Origin of the sequence: Streptomyces sp. A012304 (assembly GCF_026008495.1) — a bacterium.
Classification (GTDB): domain Bacteria; phylum Actinomycetota; class Actinomycetes; order Streptomycetales; family Streptomycetaceae; genus Streptomyces.
On the sequence record NZ_BQUN01000074.1, the window covers coordinates 1 to 16,004 of the forward strand.

The following is a 16,004-nucleotide window of genomic DNA, read 5'->3' on the forward strand; positions in this document are numbered from 1 at the left end:
GCCCCGCGCCCGACCGCGCCCGGGCCGGCCGGGACGCCGACGGTGCCGCTCGCGCCGCCGTCCGTGGCCGGCCACACGGCCGGGCCCGTTCCGTCGGCCTCGTCGGCGCCGGTCACCCCGGAGCCGGAGGCGGAGTGAGCACCCGGGTTCCCGCCCCCGCGACCATCGCCGCCCCCACCGACACCCCCCACCCCGTGGCCACCCGGGTGGCGACACCGGTGCCGAGCGAGCCGCCGCCCGCCCCCTGGGGGGTCGGATACGCGCCGTTGAGGCCGATTCACGCGCCGTAGCCGGGGCGGGCCGTTGCTTCTACCATGGAAAGTCACCGTCGGGGGAGGGTGACGTGTCGAGCAGTGCACCGCAGCGGCCGTCCGGGCGTCGGCTGGAGGACTCCATCGCGTGGGCGGTCAGGAACGCGGACGGTGTCGTCGCCATCGGACTCGCCCTGGTCGTCGGACTGATGGACATCCTCGACAAGGAGTTCGAGGACAACATCGTCACCGGCACGATCCTGCTGGTGCTCGCCGCGCTGGTGTTCGGATCGCTGACCGAACGCCGGCGGCGGATGGCGGACATCCGGGCCGCGACCGCGTCCACCGGCCGCGCCATCGAGGAACTGGCGATGGTGCGCACGCTGGCCGGCCCGGAGGTGGGCCTGGCCCACGAACAGGCCCGGCGCACCACCGCCCGCTGGGTGTTCAAGGGCGGCACGGGCACGTATCTGCGGGCCGTGACCCTGCCGCAGTGCGTGCTGGAGGCGCAGCGGCAGCGCCGCTCCCTCAGCATGAAGATCGACATCGTGAACCCGGCCGACGACCAGGTGTGCGCCGCGTACGCGCGCTTCCGGCGCACCTTCGGACACCGGCAGGAGGGCGGGGCGTTCACGGAGTGGACGACCGAGCGCACTCGCAAGGAGTCGTACGCGACCGTGGTCGCCGCCGCCTGGCACCGGCAGCGGCTGGACACCCTGGAGATCGACGTGCACCTCTCCTCGGTGGCCCCCACCCTGCGCTTCGACCTCTCCGACAGTTGCCTGATCATCACCCAGGACGATCCGCGCCGGGTGAGCCTGTGCGTGGAGCGGGAACGGCCGCTGTACGACTACTACGTCACCGAGCTGCACCAGAGCCGTGAGCAGGCGCTCAAGCTCGATCTGCGGGAGGCCGTGCCGCTGAGCGACGAGCCGACCGTCGACGAGGTCAGACGCCTCCTCGACCGGCTCGGCGTACCACTGCCGACGAGCTTCACCGACGGTGACGTCGGCGACATCATCGACAGGGCGCTGCACGCGGAGGACCCCTACCGCGGGTAGCGCGCGTTCGGGCGAGGGGGAAGCGATGGACTACCCGGCCCTGGAACGGGCCGCCCGGCGGGGCGCCGCCGGCGAGGTGATGCGGCAGGCCGCGTCGGAGTTGGAACAGGTCGTCACCGGCCGCCGGGCGCTGCGCGCGGTGCGCCATCCCCTGGGTTTCGTCTGCCTGCCCGTCCTGCGGGACGGCGCCGAGGGCGTCTGTGTGCACCTCTTCGGGCCGGCCGACCCGGTACTGACCGACCATCAGGTGCACTCGCACAGCTGGGACTTGACCAGCACCGTGCTGTACGGGCGGCTCGGCAACCGGCGGATGCGCGTCCGCGAGGATCCCGAGACGCCCACGCACCGGGTGTTCGAGGTGCACAGCGACCCCTCGGGCGTGGACGAACTACGGCCCACCCGGCGGCTGGTGCGCTGTCTGCCCGGCGCCGAGCAGACCAGTGCGCGCGGCCAGACCTACGCCCTGCCGGCCGGGGAGTTCCACGCCACCGTGGTGCCGGACGGCAGGCCTGCCGCCACCCTGGTGCTGGGGCGGACGCTGCCCGGCCGGGCGGATCTCTCCCTGGGCCCCCTGCGGGCCCCGGGCCGCCGGGTGGTCCGCAGGACGTGCGACGCGGCCCAGACCGCCCGGATCGCTCGGGCCGCCCTCAGGAGGATGCATGAGCCCGACCCCGAACTCCCCCTCTGACGCCTCGCCCCCTCCCTCCCCCTTCACGGCCGAACGCGGTACGGCCGTCGCCGCCGCCGAGGAGGCCGGGGCGCTGCTGCGCTCGCGCTTCCCCGACGGGTTCGCCGCCCGGCCCAAGGGGCGCCTGGGCGATGTCGTCACCGACCTGGACCTGCTGGCCGAGCGGGTCGTCGTGGACCGGATCAGAGCGCGTTTCCCGCACGACCGGATCCTCGCCGAGGAGGCCGGGGAGGCGGGGGCGGGCGACGGCGGCGGCCGCACCTGGCTGGTGGACCCCCTCGACGGCAGCAACAACGTGGTGATCGGGCTGCCCGTCTACGTCGTGGGCGTCGCCCTGTGCGTGGACGGGCGGCCCGTGGTCGGCGTGGTGCACGATCCGGTGACCGGGCGGACCTGGTCGGCGCGGCACGGGTGCGGGGCGCACGGGCCGGGCGGGCGGCTCGCCGTCACCGTCGGCGCCCGCCCGCCGTCCCCGGCGGGGCCGCTGCTGGCGTGGACCCAGGGGCACGCGGTGCGCCGCGACGACCCCGCCGCCCGCGGGCTGCGGCACGCCCTGGAGGCCGGCTCCCGGCGACTGCTCCAGCTGTGGGCGCCGCTGATGGCGTGGGCGATGCTGGCGCGCGGGGACATCGACGGGTTCGTCGGCTACCGCGCGGAGGCGATCGACCTGCCGGCCGGAGCCCTGATCGCCCGCGAGGCCGGCGTGACCCTGTGCCATCTGGACGGCAGTGACTTCACCCCCGACTTCACCGCGCCCGACACCGACCGTTCCTTCGTCGCGGGCCGCCCCGAGATCCTGCCGTACCTGCTGGACCTGGTGGCGAGCGTCGAGCGCTAGTGCGCGTGCCGTCGTCCGTATGGCGGGAGGGGTGCCGTCGAGGCGCCCGTCACCCCGTCAGGGCCAGCGCGGCCACCGACGCCGTCACCGCCGTCACGGCCAGCACCGCGCCCGTGAACAGCAGGCGGGGCAGCGGCACGCGCACGCCGTGGGCGTGGCAGCGCTCGTACCACAGGAGGGTGGCCAGGGAGGCCCACGGGGTGATGACCGGGCCGACGTTGGCGCCCACCAGGAGGGCCAGGAGCTGGTCGTGGTTGCCCACCGGGACGGCCGCCTCACCGGCGAGGTAGACCGGGAGGTTGTTCAGGACGTTCGACAGGCCGGCGCCCACGGCCGCCGCGCGGAACAGGCCGCCGGTGCCGCCGTCGTGGCCGACCGCGGCGGCCAGCAGGTCGTGCAGACCGTTGGCGTTGACCGTCTCCACGACCAGGAACATGCCGGGGACCATCACCAGCAGCCGCCAGGGCACCAGGGACGGCCGCAGCGCCGAGCGGTCGCGCGCCGCGAAGGCGGCCACGGCGACGGCCGCGGCCGTCGCGGACGCGATCCACAGCTCCACGTCCGCGACGAGGATCGCCAGCAGGAACCCGGCGCAGGCCAGGGCGCAGGCGCGGAACAGCACCGGGTCGGCCGGGCGGTGCGGGGCGGGCGGGACGTAACCGGCGGCGCCGGCCGGGCTCAGGTCCTCGGCACGGGCCGCCCCCGGACCGCCCGCGCGGACACCGGACGACTTCCCGGCGGGCGCCGTCGAAGAGGCGCCGGCGGGCACTGTCGACGAGGCGTCGGGCGAATTCCCGGTGGGCGCCGTCGACGAGGCGTCGGGCGAATCCCCGGTGGGCGCCGTCGACGAGGCGTCGGGCGAATCCCCGGTGGGCGCCGTCGACGAGATGTCGGGCGACTTCCCGGCGGGCGCCGTCGACGAGGCGCCGGGCGCCTCCTCGGTGGGTGTCGTGGGCGGCGCGGCACCGCGTCGGCCCCGGCGCCAGTAGAAGACCCACAGGCACGCCATCGTCACCCCGATCGCCGCCAGCTGCGGTGCCCACATACGGCCCGCCAGACCCAGCGGGGACAGCGCCACCCGGTCCGCCGCCAGCAGGTTCGTCAGATTGGACACCGGCAGCAGCAGGCTCGCGGTGTTGGCGAGCCAGACCGTCGTCATGGCGAGGGGAACCGCCGCGATGCCCACCCGGGAGGCCAGCGCCAGCATCACCGGCGTCAGGAGCACCGCCGTGGTGTCGAGGTTGAGGGCGATCGTGGTGACCGAGGCGAAGGCCACGCACAGCAGGAACAGCAGCGGGTAACTGCCCCGGCCGGCCCGGGCCACCCGGGCCGCGACCACGTCGAACACCTCGGCCCTGCTGGTCAGTTCGGCCAGCACGATCACCGTGCCGAGGAACGCCAGCAGCGGCGCGATCCGGGTCATCGCGTCGGCCGCCGAACCGGTGGGCAGCAATCCGCAGGCCACGCACACCAGTCCGGTCAGGAGAAGACCGATCGCCACCCGGTCCAGGACATGCAGCCGCCGCAACCCACCCACGAGGGGAAGGATCGCACATCTGTGCCCCGTTGTGACCGGGCCCTGCCCGCCGACGGGCTCGGTGCCGGTGCTTCCCCGCCACGGTCGCGGTCGCGGAACCGGTGCATATCGACGCTCGCTCATTGCATCATGAATACATGGGGGCGCAGATGAGCGGTGACGCCGGGCCGTTGGACTTCTTCGTCAGCTATTCACCCGCGGACGAACGCTGGGCGGCATGGATCGCCTGGACCCTGGAGGAGGCCGGGTACCGCACGGTCCTCCAGGCCTGGGACTTCGTGCCGGGCACGAACTTCGTGGACTTCATGGACCGGGGGGTGAGCGAGTCCGCGGCCGTCATCGCCGTCCTCTCGCGCAACTACGAACGGTCCCGCTACGGCCGCATGGAATGGCAGGCCGCGCTGCGCGCCGACCCGGACGCGCCGGAGCGCCGGCTGATCACCGTCCGGGTCGAGGACATCCCGGTGGAGGGGCTCCTCGCCACCATCACCTACGTCGACCTGGTCCCGGTCACCGAGCCGGGTGACGCCCGCGACCTGCTGCTGGCCCGGGTCCGCCAGGCCCTCGACGGCCGCGCCCGGCCCACCCTGCGGCCCGACTACCCGGGCAACGGCCGCCCCGCGCCGCCCGCGCCGCCGGTACCGGCCGCACCACCGCCCGGCCGGCCGCTGGGACGGCCGGGATGGGCCGGGCGGCGCCGGCCGGCCGCCCCACCGGCGTATCCACGGGTGTCCGGAGGCACGCGGGGGCGCGAGGCGGTCACCGTGCTCCAACTGGCCGGGCCCGCCTTCGGACGGGGCCAGGACCCGGCCGAGTTACAAGCCGCGATCTGGGGCGACCTCGTCGAACTGACCGACGCCGGCGCCCCCGCCCCCGACCTGCTGGTGGTCACCGGCGACCTGACCGCCTCCGGCAGCCCCCGCGAGTTCGACCAGGCGCTGGCCTTCCTCACCGGACTGCGCGCGCTGCTCAACCTCGAACCGCACCGCGTCGCCCTCGTCCCCGGCGGCCGGGACGTCAACCAGGCCGCCTGCCGGGCCTACTTCAGCACCTGCGAGGCCGACGAGATGCCGCCCCGGCCGCCGTACTGGCCCAAGTGGCGGCACTTCGCCCGGCTGTTCCAGGAGCTCTACCAGGGCCTGGACGCCGTCTTCGACAGCGACCAGCCGTGGACCCTCTTCCCCGTGCCCGAACTCCACACGGTCGTGGCCGGACTGAACTCCTCCATGGCCTACAGCCACCGCCTCGACGACCAGTACGGCATGGTCGGCCCCGAGCAGGCCGCCTGGTTCGCCCAGGCACTGCGGCCGTACGAGGAGGAGGGGTGGCTGCGGATCGGGGCGCTGCGCCACCCGCCCGGGACCGGACGGGCCGGCGTGCTGCGCGGCGGCGGCCAGGACGGCGCCGGACCGCTGCGCGACACCGAGGTGCTGACCCGGCTCACCGCGCCCCGCCTGCATCTGCTGCTGCACGGCCCGGCCGGCCCCGGCACCCACCCCGTCCTGCCCACCGCGGGCGGCGAACTGCCGCTGCTCGGCGCCGCCGGACCCGGCCGGCACCGGCTGCTGCGCGTCGGCGAGGACGGCCTCACCGCCTGGCAGGGGCCCGGCGAACCGGAGCGGCGCCGCGCCGAGTGGCGGCGCGCCCACCGCGTCTTCGACCCCGGCCCCGACCGGTCCGCCACCACCGGCGACCCCGAGCCCGACCCCGACGCCGCCGTCCCGCCCGAGCCGGAGCCGCGCGCCATGCGGTCCCCGGCCGAGGTGCTCCTCGCCCGGGTCGCCGAGGTGTGCCGCACCCGGCACGAGGGCGCCCAGATCCGGACGGTGGCCGGTCAGGTGCCGCAACTGCTGGTCACCTGGAACGAGTCGGGCTTCGTCCGCCAGCAGCGGGTGGTCGTGCACATCGGCACCCCGACCGACGAGGACGTCGACCGGGTCGTCGCCCTCGTCCACGCCGCCGACTCCGAGAGCGAGGCCGACCTCGTCCACGACGGCCCGCCGCCCCCGCGCGCCCTGCGCGACCAGGCCCGCCGCAGAGGCGTACGGGTGCGCAGCTTCACCGAGTTCCAGGGCCTGCTCGACCTGCGCGGCTACGTCGCCGCCCAGAGCGAACGGCTGCGCACCGACCCCCGCTACCCCCCGGGCATGTACCTGCCCCAGCGGTACCGGGAGGTGGAGCGCCTCGGCGGCGAGGACCGCGACGGCCTGGTCGACGACATGCTCCGCCTCCTCGGCTCCGACCAGGGCCGCTTCCTGCTGCTCCTCGGCGACTTCGGGCACGGCAAGACCTTCGCGCTGCGCGAGCTGGCCCGCCGCATCCCCGCCGAACTGCCGCACCTGGTGCCGCTGCTGGTGGAGCTGAACGCCCTGGACCGGGCCTACACCTTCGACGGGCTGGTCGCCGCCCACCTCGCCGCCCACGGCGTCGACACCATCGACCTGCGCGCCTTCCGCTACATGCTCCAACAGGGCCGGATCGTGCTGCTCTTCGACGGCTTCGACGAACTCGTCAACCAGGTCACCTACGACCGGGCCGCCGAACGCCTCCAGGTGCTGCTGGACTCCGCCGTCGACAACGCCAAGATCGTCGTCAGCAGCCGCACCCAGCACTTCCGCTCCCAGGGGCAGGTGCTGACCGCCCTCGGTGAACGCGTCGGCCTGCTCCCGCACCGACGGGTGCTGGCCGTGCAGGAGTTCACCCCGCAGCAGATCCGCGCCTACCTGGTCAACCGCTACGCCGGCGACGAGCGCGCCGCCGACCGCCGGCTGCGGCTGCTGGACGCCATCCCCGACCTGCTCGCCCTGTGCCGCAACCCCCGCCTGCTGGGCTTCGTCGCGGACCTCGGCGACGACCAGCTGCGCGCGGTCGCCGGCGCCGGCCGCGCCCTCAGCCCCGCCGGCCTCTACCAGGAGGTCCTCACCGCCTGGCTGACCTTCGAGGAACAGCGCGCCGGCGGCGGCCCCGGCGGCGCCCCCGGGCTCAGCCTGGAGCAGCTCTGGCACGCGGTCACCGCGCTCGCCCTGCGGCTGTGGGAGAGCGGCCAGGACGCGCTGCGCCTCGACGAGCTGACCGACGTCGCGGAGACCCTGACCGGGCTCGCCGACAGCCGTCTGACGGTGCCGCAGGCCGCGCACGCCGTCGGCTCCGGCAGCCTGCTGGTGCGCAGCGACGACGGCGTGTTCCGGTTCATCCACGGCTCGGTGGTGGAGTGGCTCGTCGCCCGGGAGTGCGCCCTGCGACTGGCCGCCCAAGACACCGCCCTGCTCGGCCGGCGCCAGCTCAGCAGGCTCGCCGTGGAGTTCCTGTGCGATCTCGCGGACCACCGCGCCTGCCAGGAGTGGGCCGAGCGCACGCTGGGCGGCGCCGGAGGGGGCGAGGAGACGGCCCGCGCCAACGCCGTGAAGATCCTCTCCCGGCTGCGGGTGCCCGCCCACACCGATCTGCGCGGCGCCGCGCTCGCCGGGGAGGACCTGTCGTACCGCGACTTCTCCGGCGTCGACCTCACCGGCGCCGACCTCACCGACGCCCGGCTGGTCGGCGCGAACCTCTCCGGGGCCGTGCTGCGCGACGCCCGGCTGGCCGGCGCCCGGCTGGACGGCGCCGACCTCACCGGCGCCGACCTGCGCGGCGCCGATCTGCGGCGGGCCCGGCTGATCCGCACCGACCTGACCGGCGCACGCGTCGAGGGCGGCAGATGGCGGCGGGCCGCGCTGGTCTCGGCGACCACCGGACCCGGCCTGGCCGGCACCCCCGAGCTGGCCTCGGCGGCCATCGCACCCGGCATGGCCGTCGACGCCGGCTTCCGGCCCTCCGCGGTCGGCGTGCCGTACGGCTTCGACATGCGCACCAGCCGGCTGCCCGAACCCATCTCCTACAGCCCCGACGGCGAACTCCTCGCCGTGGGCAGCGAGGACGGCGGGGTCCTGGTGTGCGACGCCACCACCGGCACCGCCCTGCGCACCCTCCAGGGCCACACCGGCCGCGTCTACGCCGTGAAGTTCCGCGAACGGGTGCTGGCCACCGGCAGCGCCGACGGCACCGTACGGCTGTGGGACCCGGTCTCCGGGGCGTGCCGGCACCGTCTGCGGATCCACCAGGACGGCGTCTGGCCGGTCGTCCTGGACGCCGACGGCTCGCTGCTCGCCACCGGCGACGCGGACGGCGTGGTCACCCTGTGGGACACCGCCACCGGCACCGCGCTGCACCGGCTGCGCGGCCACCGCGCGCCCGTCTACACGGTCGCCTTCGCACCGGACGACGCCACCCTGGTCACCGGGGACGCCTCCGCCGCCGTACGGCTGTGGGACCTCACCGACGGACGGCTGCTCGGGGAGCTGCCCGGGCACCGGGGCGCGGTCTTCCGGGCCCGGTTCAGCCCGGACGGCACCCTGCTGGCCACCGGTGAGATGGGCGCCGGGCGGGCCGGCACGGTCCGGGTGTGGGACGTGGCCGGTCGGCGGCTGCTGCACACCTTCGTCGGACACGCGGGCCGGGTCTACACCCTGGACTTCCATCCCGGCGGCCGGCTCCTGGTGAGCGGCGACACCGAGGGCGAGGTGCGGCTGTGGGACCTGGCCTCCGGGGTCGGCGCCGGGCTGCTCGGCGGCTGCCGGGGCGCGGTCTACCAGGTGCTGTTCGACCCCGACGGGACGCTGCTCGCCGCCGGGGACAGCCAGGGCGTCGTCCGGCTCTGGCGCGTCACGCCGGACGCCGACCCGGTGGCCGTCCCGCTCGGCCGGCAGCCCTCGGAGCACCGCGGCTCGGTGTGGGTGTGCAAGTTCCGCCCGCACGGCGACACGCCCGCCCCGGAGTCCGGCCCGCTGCTGGTGACGGGCGGCAACGACGGCGTCGTACGCCTCTGGGAGCCGGGTGCCGGACAGGGGCGGCAGATCCTGCGCGGGCACGGGCGGCGGATCGGCACGCTGTCCTTCAGCACGGACGGCGCGATGCTCGCGGCCGGCGGCAACGACGGCGTCGTCCGGCTGTGGCACGCGGGCACGGGGCGGCGGCTGCGGGAGCTGGCCGGACAGAGCGACCGGCTGGTCTCCGCGGTGTTCAGCCCCGGCGACAGCCTGCTCGCCACCGCCGGCAGCGACGGCGACATGTACCTGTGGAACGCCGACACCGGCGAGTACCAGCGGGAGATGGACGTCGAGACCGACCATGTCTGGGCGGAGGCGTTCAGCCCCGACGGACGGCTGCTGGCCACCGCCAACGACGACGACACCGTGCGGCTGTGGTACCGGGCGACCGGCGCCCATGTCGTCACCATCACCGAGCACTACGGCCGGGTCCGCTCGATCGCCTTCCGGCCCGACGGGAAGGTCCTGGCCACCGGCTGCGACGACGGCAAGGTGCGGCTGTGGGACCGGGACGGCCGCCGGATCACCGCCGTCCTCGACCGGCACACCGACCGCGTCTACGCGGTGGCCTTCGCGCCCGACGGCTCGTGGCTGGCCAGCGCCTCCTGGGACGGGCACGCGGTGATCTGGGAGGACGGTGAGCCGACGCACCGGCTGACCGGCCACGTCGGCAAGGTGTGGACGGCCGCCGCACACCCGGTACGGCCCCTGCTGGCGACCGCCGGCGACGACCGCACGGTCCGGCTGTGGGACCCGCGCACCGGCGCGGCGACCGAGGTGCTGACCGGTCACACCGGCCGGGTCCTCGCGGTCGCCTTCAGCCCCGACGGCTCCCTGCTGGCGAGCGGCGGCGAGGACGGCACGGTCCGGCTGTGGCAGGTGCCCGAGGACGGGCCGGCCGCGCTGCGCGCCACCCTGGTCGGGCTGCCGGGCGGCTGGGCGGCCCTGGCGCCGTCCGGCGGCTACAAGTTCGAGGGTGACGTCACCGGCGAGTTCTGGCACGTGGTGGGGATGTGCCGGTTCGAGCCGGGGGAGCTGGACGGGCATGTGCCGGGCGTGCGCCGGCTGGAGCCGGAGGATCCGCTGGAGTGACGGGGCGGGCGGTCAGTGGCCGTGCGGGGTCTCCTCGGCGGGAGCCGGGGAGGGCGGGGCCGGTGTGCCGACGCCCGCCCGCACGGTGAAGGCCGCCGTCCGGACCGTCCCGTCGACCTTGAAGTCCAGGAACAGGCGGTAGGTGCCGACGCTGGGCGCGGTCGCGGCGAAGGACACCTCGGGGCCGGACGTCGCCTCGCCCTCGGCCTCCTCGTGCGGGTGCACGTGCAGGTAGGCGAGGTCGCCGGAGCGCAGGGCGACGAGGTGGCCGTAGGCGCCGAGGTAGGGCTGGAGCTCGGTGACCGGCCGGCCGGCGCGGCGCACGGTGAACGTCAGGTCGCTCTCGCCGCCGGCCTGGAGTGTGCCGCCGAGGGTGACGGTGTAGCCGTCCACGGTCGTGGTGGTCGAGGGCGCGGGCGGCTCGCTCGCCCGGTACGGCCCGGTGACCGTCAGGTCGGAGCCGAGGGTGAGGCCCTCCGCCGCGCCGGCCGGGACGAAGTCCGCGAAGACGCGGTAGCCGCCGGCGGCGGGGAGGTCGAGCGGGGTGCTCCAGGTGCCGTCGGCGGCCCGGGTGGGGTGCAGATGGCGGTAGGTGGTCAGCTCGCGCGAGGCGACGATCAGGTGGAGCTGCTTGCCGTGCGCGGTCTCGTACCGCGTCACCGGGTCGCCTTCGGCGTCCCGGACGACGAACCGCAGGGTGCTCTTCCATCCGGCCGGGACGGTGGTGGTCGTCAGGTCGAGGCGGTAGCCGTCCTGGGCGACCTGGAGCCCGGCCGGTATGAGGTCGTCGCCGGGGGACTTCCCGGACGCCGGCTTCTCGGCGGGCGCTGGGGCGTGGCTGTCGCCGTGGGCGGCGGCGGGCTTCGCCGAGGAGGAGGGACCGACGGCCGCGCCGACGCCGTAGGCGGTGCCGAAGGTCGCGGCGAGCGCCGCGGAGAACGCGACGATCTTCTTCCAGGGGGTCATGACAGGCTCCCGTCCCTGCTCTTGGCTCTTCGACCCACATGGTCGCGGATACCGGGTGGGGGTATGACGTCGACCTTATACCCCCATGGGGTATGGCGCAAAGTCCATGGCCGGTCGGAAGATTGTTTTGAACATGTTCAAAAGCAGGCGTACGCTTCCCTCATGAGCGACAGAGCCGCCCTCCTGAAGGGCATTCGCGTCTGGCTTGTCTTCTTCGTCGTCTGCCTGGTGCTCAGCGGCGCCACGGCCTTCCCTCTCGTCCACGAACTGCGCTGGACCGAGGAGCTGCTGCGGGACCTGTCCGTGCCCGACCACCTGCCCGCCCTTGCGGACTGGATCGCACGCGTCCGGCAGGGCCTCGACACGGCCGACGCCGAATACCCCTTCCTCCTCTACGGCACCGACTGGCTCGCCTTCGCCCACCTCGTCATCGCGGTCGCCTTCTACGGCCCCTACCGCGACCCCGTCCGCAACGTCTGGGTCGTCGAGTTCGGCATGATCGCCTGCGCCGGCGTCGTCCCCCTGGCGCTGATCTGCGGGCCGATCCGGGACATCCCCTTGTGGTGGAGCGTGATCGACATCTCGTTCGGGGTGTTCGGGGTGATCCCGCTGTACGTCGTCCGCCGGAAGATCAAGCGGCTGGAGGCGCTGAGCACCCCGGACACCCGGGCGGTGGCGGCTACCTGAGGGCGGCCGACGCGATCCGCTGGACCACCGGGTTAGTGCCCTCGCCCTTCGCGTCGGTCGTGTTGACGGAGTACACGAGCGTACGGCTCAGGTCACGGGTGCCGGCGATCATCGTGCTGTAGCCGTACCGGGCGCCCGTCTTGAGCCAGTAGACCTCGCCTTCGTGCACGTAACGCTGGAGGCCCGCGGTGTAGGAGGCCCCGGCGATGCCGCGCGGCACGGTGAACATCTCCTCCAGCTGCGGCGCGGGCACCAGGCCGCCGCGGAACAGCCGCGTCAGCAGCCGCTCCAGGTCGGCCGTCGTCGAGATCATGCCGCCCGCCGCCTCGTCGGCCGGGATCCAGTCGGTGACGTCGACCAGCTCCGTCGTCCCGTCGGCCTTCTCCACCGCCTGGTAGCCGTGGTGGTGGGGGCCGCGGATGCGCGGGTCGGTGCCGGGGAAGTACGTGTCGCGCATCCCCGCGGGGCGCAGGACCAGCTCCGTGGCCGCGGCGGCGTACGGGCGGCCCGTCACCTTCTCGATCAGCAGGCCGAGGACGGTGTAGTTGATGTTCAGGTAGTGCTGCTTCGTCCCCGGGCGGAACTCCGGGCCCTTCGCCACCGCGGAGGCCACCACCCGCCGTGGGGTGAGGTACTCGAAGCGGTGGGCGTACAGCTCCTCGAAGGAGTCCCCGAGCCCGTCGCCCGCCGGGATGCCGCTGGTGTGGTCGAGCAACTGCCGTACGGTGATCGGCCGGAACCGGTCGCCGAGGAGTCCGGGCAGGTAGCGCTGGACCGGCGTGCCGAGGTCGACGCGCCGCTCCGCCGCCAGCCGCAGGACGGCCGCCGCCGTCACGACCTTCGTCGTCGAACCGGCCCGGAAGCGGGCGCGGGGGTCGGCCGGCGCTCCGCTCTCCAGGTCGCGGACGCCCGCGCTGCCGCGCCAGACGCCGTGCGCGCCCCCGACCCGGACGAGGGCGGCGGTCGCGTCGGCGTCCGGGAGGCCGCCGATCGCGGCTTCGAGGGCGCCCGTGTCCAGCCCTTCGGTGGTGGCCGGGGCGGCGGCCGGGCGGCCGGCGGTCCCCGTCGCGGCGACGGCCGGTGCCGCCAGGGCGCCGGTGGTGAGCGCCAGGGCGAGGGCGGTGGCGGCGAGGAGGGTGGTACGGCTGCGAGCGCGCATACGGGACTGCTCCTGAGGAGATCGGCGTGGGCTTCGCGATCATCCTCGGGGCGGCCCGCCCCTGCCGGGATCGTCGGTGGGGAGGGTGCCGTCCCGGAGTCCGTCCCTGAACAAGTCCCTTATGGGGAAGGTCTGTTCGGCAGGGTTCTTCCCTAGGTTCCCCCGGTTCCGTCCGGTGGACGGTCGCGCGGCTACTCCAGCTCGTCGGCGGTGTAGTAGTCCTCCTGGACCAGGACGTCGTAGTTGGTCTTGTCGATGCTCGTCGGCTGGAGCAGGTAGGCGGGCACGTCCTTGACGCCGTTGTCGTAGTCCGTCCGGTTGTTCACCCTCGGCCGCCTGTCGTTGAGGATGTCGTGCACCATGGACGCGGCGACCTCGGCGAGCTTGCGGACGTCCTTGTAGACGGTCTGCGACTGCTGACCGGCGATGATCGACTTGATCGAGGGCAGCTCGGCGTCCTGACCGGTGATGACCGGGTAGGGCTTGCCGTCGGAGCCGTAGCCGTCGCTCTTCAGCGCGGACAGGATGCCCAGGGATATGCCGTCGTACGGCGACAGGACCGCGTCGACCTCGGCGTCCTTGTAGGACTCGTCGAGGATGGCCTTCATCCGCTTCTGCGCGGTGGGACCGTCCCAGCGCAGGGTGGTGACGTCGTTCAGCTCGGTCTGGCGGGACCGGACCACCAGCTGCTTGTTGTCCAGGTACGGCTCCAGGAGCTGCATCGCCCCCTCGAAGAAGTACTTGGTGTTGTTGTCGTCGGGGGAGCCGGCGAACAGCTCGATGTTGAACGGGCCCTTGCCGTCCTCCAGGCCGAGCTTGTCGATGATGTAGTCGCCCTGGACCAGGCCGACCATCTCGTTGTCGAAGGAGACGTAGTAGTCCACGTTCTCGGTGCCCAGGATGAGCCGGTCGTAGGAGATCACCGGAATGTCCGCGTCGGCGGCCTGCTTGAGCACGCCGTTCAGCGACTTGTTGTCGATGGCCGCGATGATCAGCGCGTCGACGCCCTGCTCGATCAGGTTCGCGATCTGTGAGACCTGCGTCTTCGGGTTGTCCTCGCCGTACACCAGCTTCGTCTTGTACCCCCTGGCCTGAAGGTCGTCGACGACGCTCTTGCCGTCGGTGAGCCAGCGCTCGGAGGCCTGGGTCGGCATGGCGATGCCGATGGTGCCGCCCTTGGAACCGCCCGTGGAGCCACTCGCGCCGGTCTGACCGCAGCCGGACAGGGCGAGAGCGAGGGATGCGGCTCCGGCGATGGTGGCGAGGGCGGCTCTTCGGTTGAACATGGCGATTGTTCCTTGCTCTTGTCTCGTCGGTGGGGGAGGCGTGTCGGACGTCGGGGGGAGAGAGCGGTGGAGCGGGCCGGGCGGGCGGCGGCCGACGGGTGCCGTACGGGTGGGGCCCCGGGGTGCCCTGGACAGGCCGGAAGGTCAGGTGGAGCGGAGCGCCGGGGGAAACGGCTCGGCGACCTCGTGAGGAGAGGTGAACAGCCGGCGGATCTCGCAGGACGACGGCGGGGCGGATCGCCCGGGGCTCCGTGTCGGCCGGTGCTCAGGCGCCTCGGTGCGGCCCCGCGTCCGGATCCCGCCGACTCTCGTGATCCCTTCGCCTGCGGTTCCGGTGATGCACGGGGCACTGGCCTCTCGGTCGTTCGAAATGTCGTCACATAAGCGGAATGCTGGCGAGAGAGATTAAGAGCGGGTGTGTGAAGTGTCAACGGTACGAACAGGAACGGTTGCAGAAAGGTGTGGAGAGCGCTTCCATTCGAGCAGAACTTGGAGAAAGTGTTATCCCGCGCCCGCTGAGTCCGTCTCCGCCCCGTGAGCCCCGAAGCGACTCCCGATCTGACCCTCGACCCGCCCCCCGATGTGATCCCCGACATTGCCAACGGAGCCGCCTCTGCTGAAAAGGTGCGGGCATGAGGACGTACGCGGACGACAGAGCCGGGCGGCAGTGGCACGCCACGATCGCGGCCGCGCAGGCCGGTGACCGGCGGGCGCTGGACGAACTGGTAGCGGGCTGGCTGCCGTTGGTCTACAACATCGTCGGCCGCGCGCTGAACGGCCACGCCGACGTCGACGACGTCGTCCAGGAGACCATGCTGCGCGCCGTCGACAACCTCGGCTCGCTGCGCGACCCCGACAGCTTCCGCTCCTGGCTGGTGGCGATCGCCATGCGTCAGGTCCGCGACCGGGCGCGCCGCCGCACCCCGCAGCGGCTGCACGAGGGGGAGGCGCCCGACGAGGCCGCCGACTTCGCCGAACTCACCGTCCTGCGCCTTCAGTTGGAGGGCGAGCGGCGTGAGGTCGCCGAGGCCGTGCGCTGGCTCGACGACGAGGACCGCCAACTGCTGTCCCTGTGGTGGCTGGAGGTCGCCGGCGAGCTCACCCGCCGGGAACTCGCCGCCGCCGTCGGCATCACCCGCCAGCACGCCGCCGTGCGCGTCCAGCGGATGAAGGAGCGCCTGGAGGTCTCCCGGGGCATCGTGCGCGCCCTCGACGGCGCCTGCCCGGACCTGCGCGAACTGACCGCCCGCTGGAACGGCCGCCCCGACTCCGTCTGGCGCAAGCGGCTGGCCCGGCACATCCGGGGCTGCGCCTACTGCGGCGACACCCGCACGTCCGTGGTACCGGCCGAACGGCTCCTGGTCGGGATCGCGCTGGTGCCGGTGCCGGTGGGTTTCGCCCTCTCCCTCTCCCTGGGCGGCAAGACCGCCGTCGCCGCCGTCTCCGCGGGCTGGTCCGCGAAGGTGCTCACCGCGTTGACCAAGCCGGCCGTCGCGGTGACCGCGGGCGCCACCCTCGCCGCCGGCGGCGCCTACGTCGTCGTCCAGACCCCGGACGAGCCACCGGCCCCCCGC

The 16,004-nt window shown here is 73.9% G+C and carries 10 protein-coding genes; 6 read left to right on the top strand and 4 right to left on the bottom strand.

The window, feature by feature from the left end:
• Positions 1–343: 343 nt before the first annotated feature.
• The 3 genes from ALMP_RS16970 to ALMP_RS16980 are packed head-to-tail and all read left to right on the top strand — an operon-like array spanning position 344 to position 2,838.
• Positions 344–1,312 carry a hypothetical protein gene (locus tag ALMP_RS16970; RefSeq protein ID WP_264928834.1) on the top strand — a complete coding sequence of 323 codons (969 nt, stop codon included), beginning with the start codon at positions 344–346 and terminating at the stop codon, positions 1,310–1,312.
• Between the two features lie 25 nt (positions 1,313–1,337).
• A complete protein-coding gene (locus ALMP_RS16975; RefSeq protein ID WP_264928835.1) occupies positions 1,338–2,000 on the top strand; it encodes a hypothetical protein in 663 nt (220 codons plus the stop codon).
• Entirely contained in the window at positions 1,972–2,838 is an 867-nt protein-coding gene (locus ALMP_RS16980; protein WP_264928836.1) for an inositol monophosphatase family protein, read from the top strand. The genes ALMP_RS16975 and ALMP_RS16980 overlap by 29 nt, the downstream gene beginning before the upstream one ends.
• A gap of 49 nt (positions 2,839–2,887) precedes the next feature.
• Here the strand turns inward: ALMP_RS16980 and ALMP_RS16985 are convergent, their stop codons facing one another.
• Entirely contained in the window at positions 2,888–4,375 is a 1,488-nt protein-coding gene (locus ALMP_RS16985) for an SLC13 family permease (RefSeq protein WP_264928837.1), read from the bottom strand.
• Positions 4,376–4,512: 137 nt separating this feature from the next.
• Here ALMP_RS16985 and ALMP_RS16990 point away from each other — a divergent pair, with 137 nt between their 5' ends.
• Complete coding sequence (locus tag ALMP_RS16990; RefSeq protein ID WP_264928838.1) at positions 4,513–10,332, top strand: TIR domain-containing protein; 5,820 nt, start codon at positions 4,513–4,515, stop codon at positions 10,330–10,332.
• Positions 10,333–10,344: 12 nt separating this feature from the next.
• Here ALMP_RS16990 and ALMP_RS16995 read toward each other — a convergent pair whose 3' ends face one another.
• Positions 10,345–11,298 carry a hypothetical protein gene (locus ALMP_RS16995; protein WP_264928839.1) on the bottom strand — a complete coding sequence of 318 codons (954 nt, stop codon included), beginning with the start codon at positions 11,296–11,298 and terminating at the stop codon, positions 10,345–10,347.
• 162 nt (positions 11,299–11,460) lie between these two features.
• Between ALMP_RS16995 and ALMP_RS17000 the strand changes: the two genes are divergently transcribed.
• Positions 11,461–11,985, top strand: coding sequence for a hypothetical protein (locus tag ALMP_RS17000; RefSeq protein ID WP_264928841.1), 525 nt, complete (start codon positions 11,461–11,463; stop codon positions 11,983–11,985).
• Here the strand turns inward: ALMP_RS17000 and ALMP_RS17005 are convergent.
• Both ALMP_RS17005 and chvE read right to left on the bottom strand, forming a co-directional pair.
• A complete protein-coding gene (locus ALMP_RS17005) occupies positions 11,978–13,144 on the bottom strand; it encodes a serine hydrolase (protein ID WP_264928843.1) in 1,167 nt (388 codons plus the stop codon). The genes ALMP_RS17000 and ALMP_RS17005 overlap by 8 nt on opposite strands.
• 191 nt (positions 13,145–13,335) lie before the next feature.
• On the bottom strand, positions 13,336–14,430 hold the full coding sequence (gene chvE / locus ALMP_RS17010; RefSeq protein ID WP_264928845.1) for a multiple monosaccharide ABC transporter substrate-binding protein: 1,095 nt from the start codon (positions 14,428–14,430) through the stop codon (positions 13,336–13,338).
• A 632-nt stretch (positions 14,431–15,062) separates the two neighbouring features.
• On the opposite strand from chvE, the gene ALMP_RS17015 reads away from it, so the two are divergent.
• Positions 15,063–16,004 (top strand): RNA polymerase sigma factor (locus tag ALMP_RS17015; RefSeq protein WP_264928846.1); only part of this gene is annotated, 942 nt, incomplete at its 3' end.

What these genes read in the sequence shown, in the direction of transcription:
- ALMP_RS16975 (WP_264928835.1), top strand. Translation starts at nt 1,338, where the DNA reads ATGGACTACCCGGCCCTGGAACGGGCCGCCCGGCGGGGCGCCGCCGGC.
- ALMP_RS16980 (WP_264928836.1), top strand. Translation starts at nt 1,972, where the DNA reads ATGAGCCCGACCCCGAACTCCCCCTCTGACGCCTCGCCCCCTCCCTCC.
- ALMP_RS16990 (WP_264928838.1), top strand. Translation starts at nt 4,513, where the DNA reads ATGGGGGCGCAGATGAGCGGTGACGCCGGGCCGTTGGACTTCTTCGTC.
- ALMP_RS16995 (WP_264928839.1), bottom strand. Translation starts at nt 11,298, where the DNA reads ATGACCCCCTGGAAGAAGATCGTCGCGTTCTCCGCGGCGCTCGCCGCG.
- ALMP_RS17000 (WP_264928841.1), top strand. Translation starts at nt 11,461, where the DNA reads ATGAGCGACAGAGCCGCCCTCCTGAAGGGCATTCGCGTCTGGCTTGTC.
- ALMP_RS17005 (WP_264928843.1), bottom strand. Translation starts at nt 13,144, where the DNA reads ATGCGCGCTCGCAGCCGTACCACCCTCCTCGCCGCCACCGCCCTCGCC.
- chvE (WP_264928845.1), bottom strand. Translation starts at nt 14,430, where the DNA reads ATGTTCAACCGAAGAGCCGCCCTCGCCACCATCGCCGGAGCCGCATCC.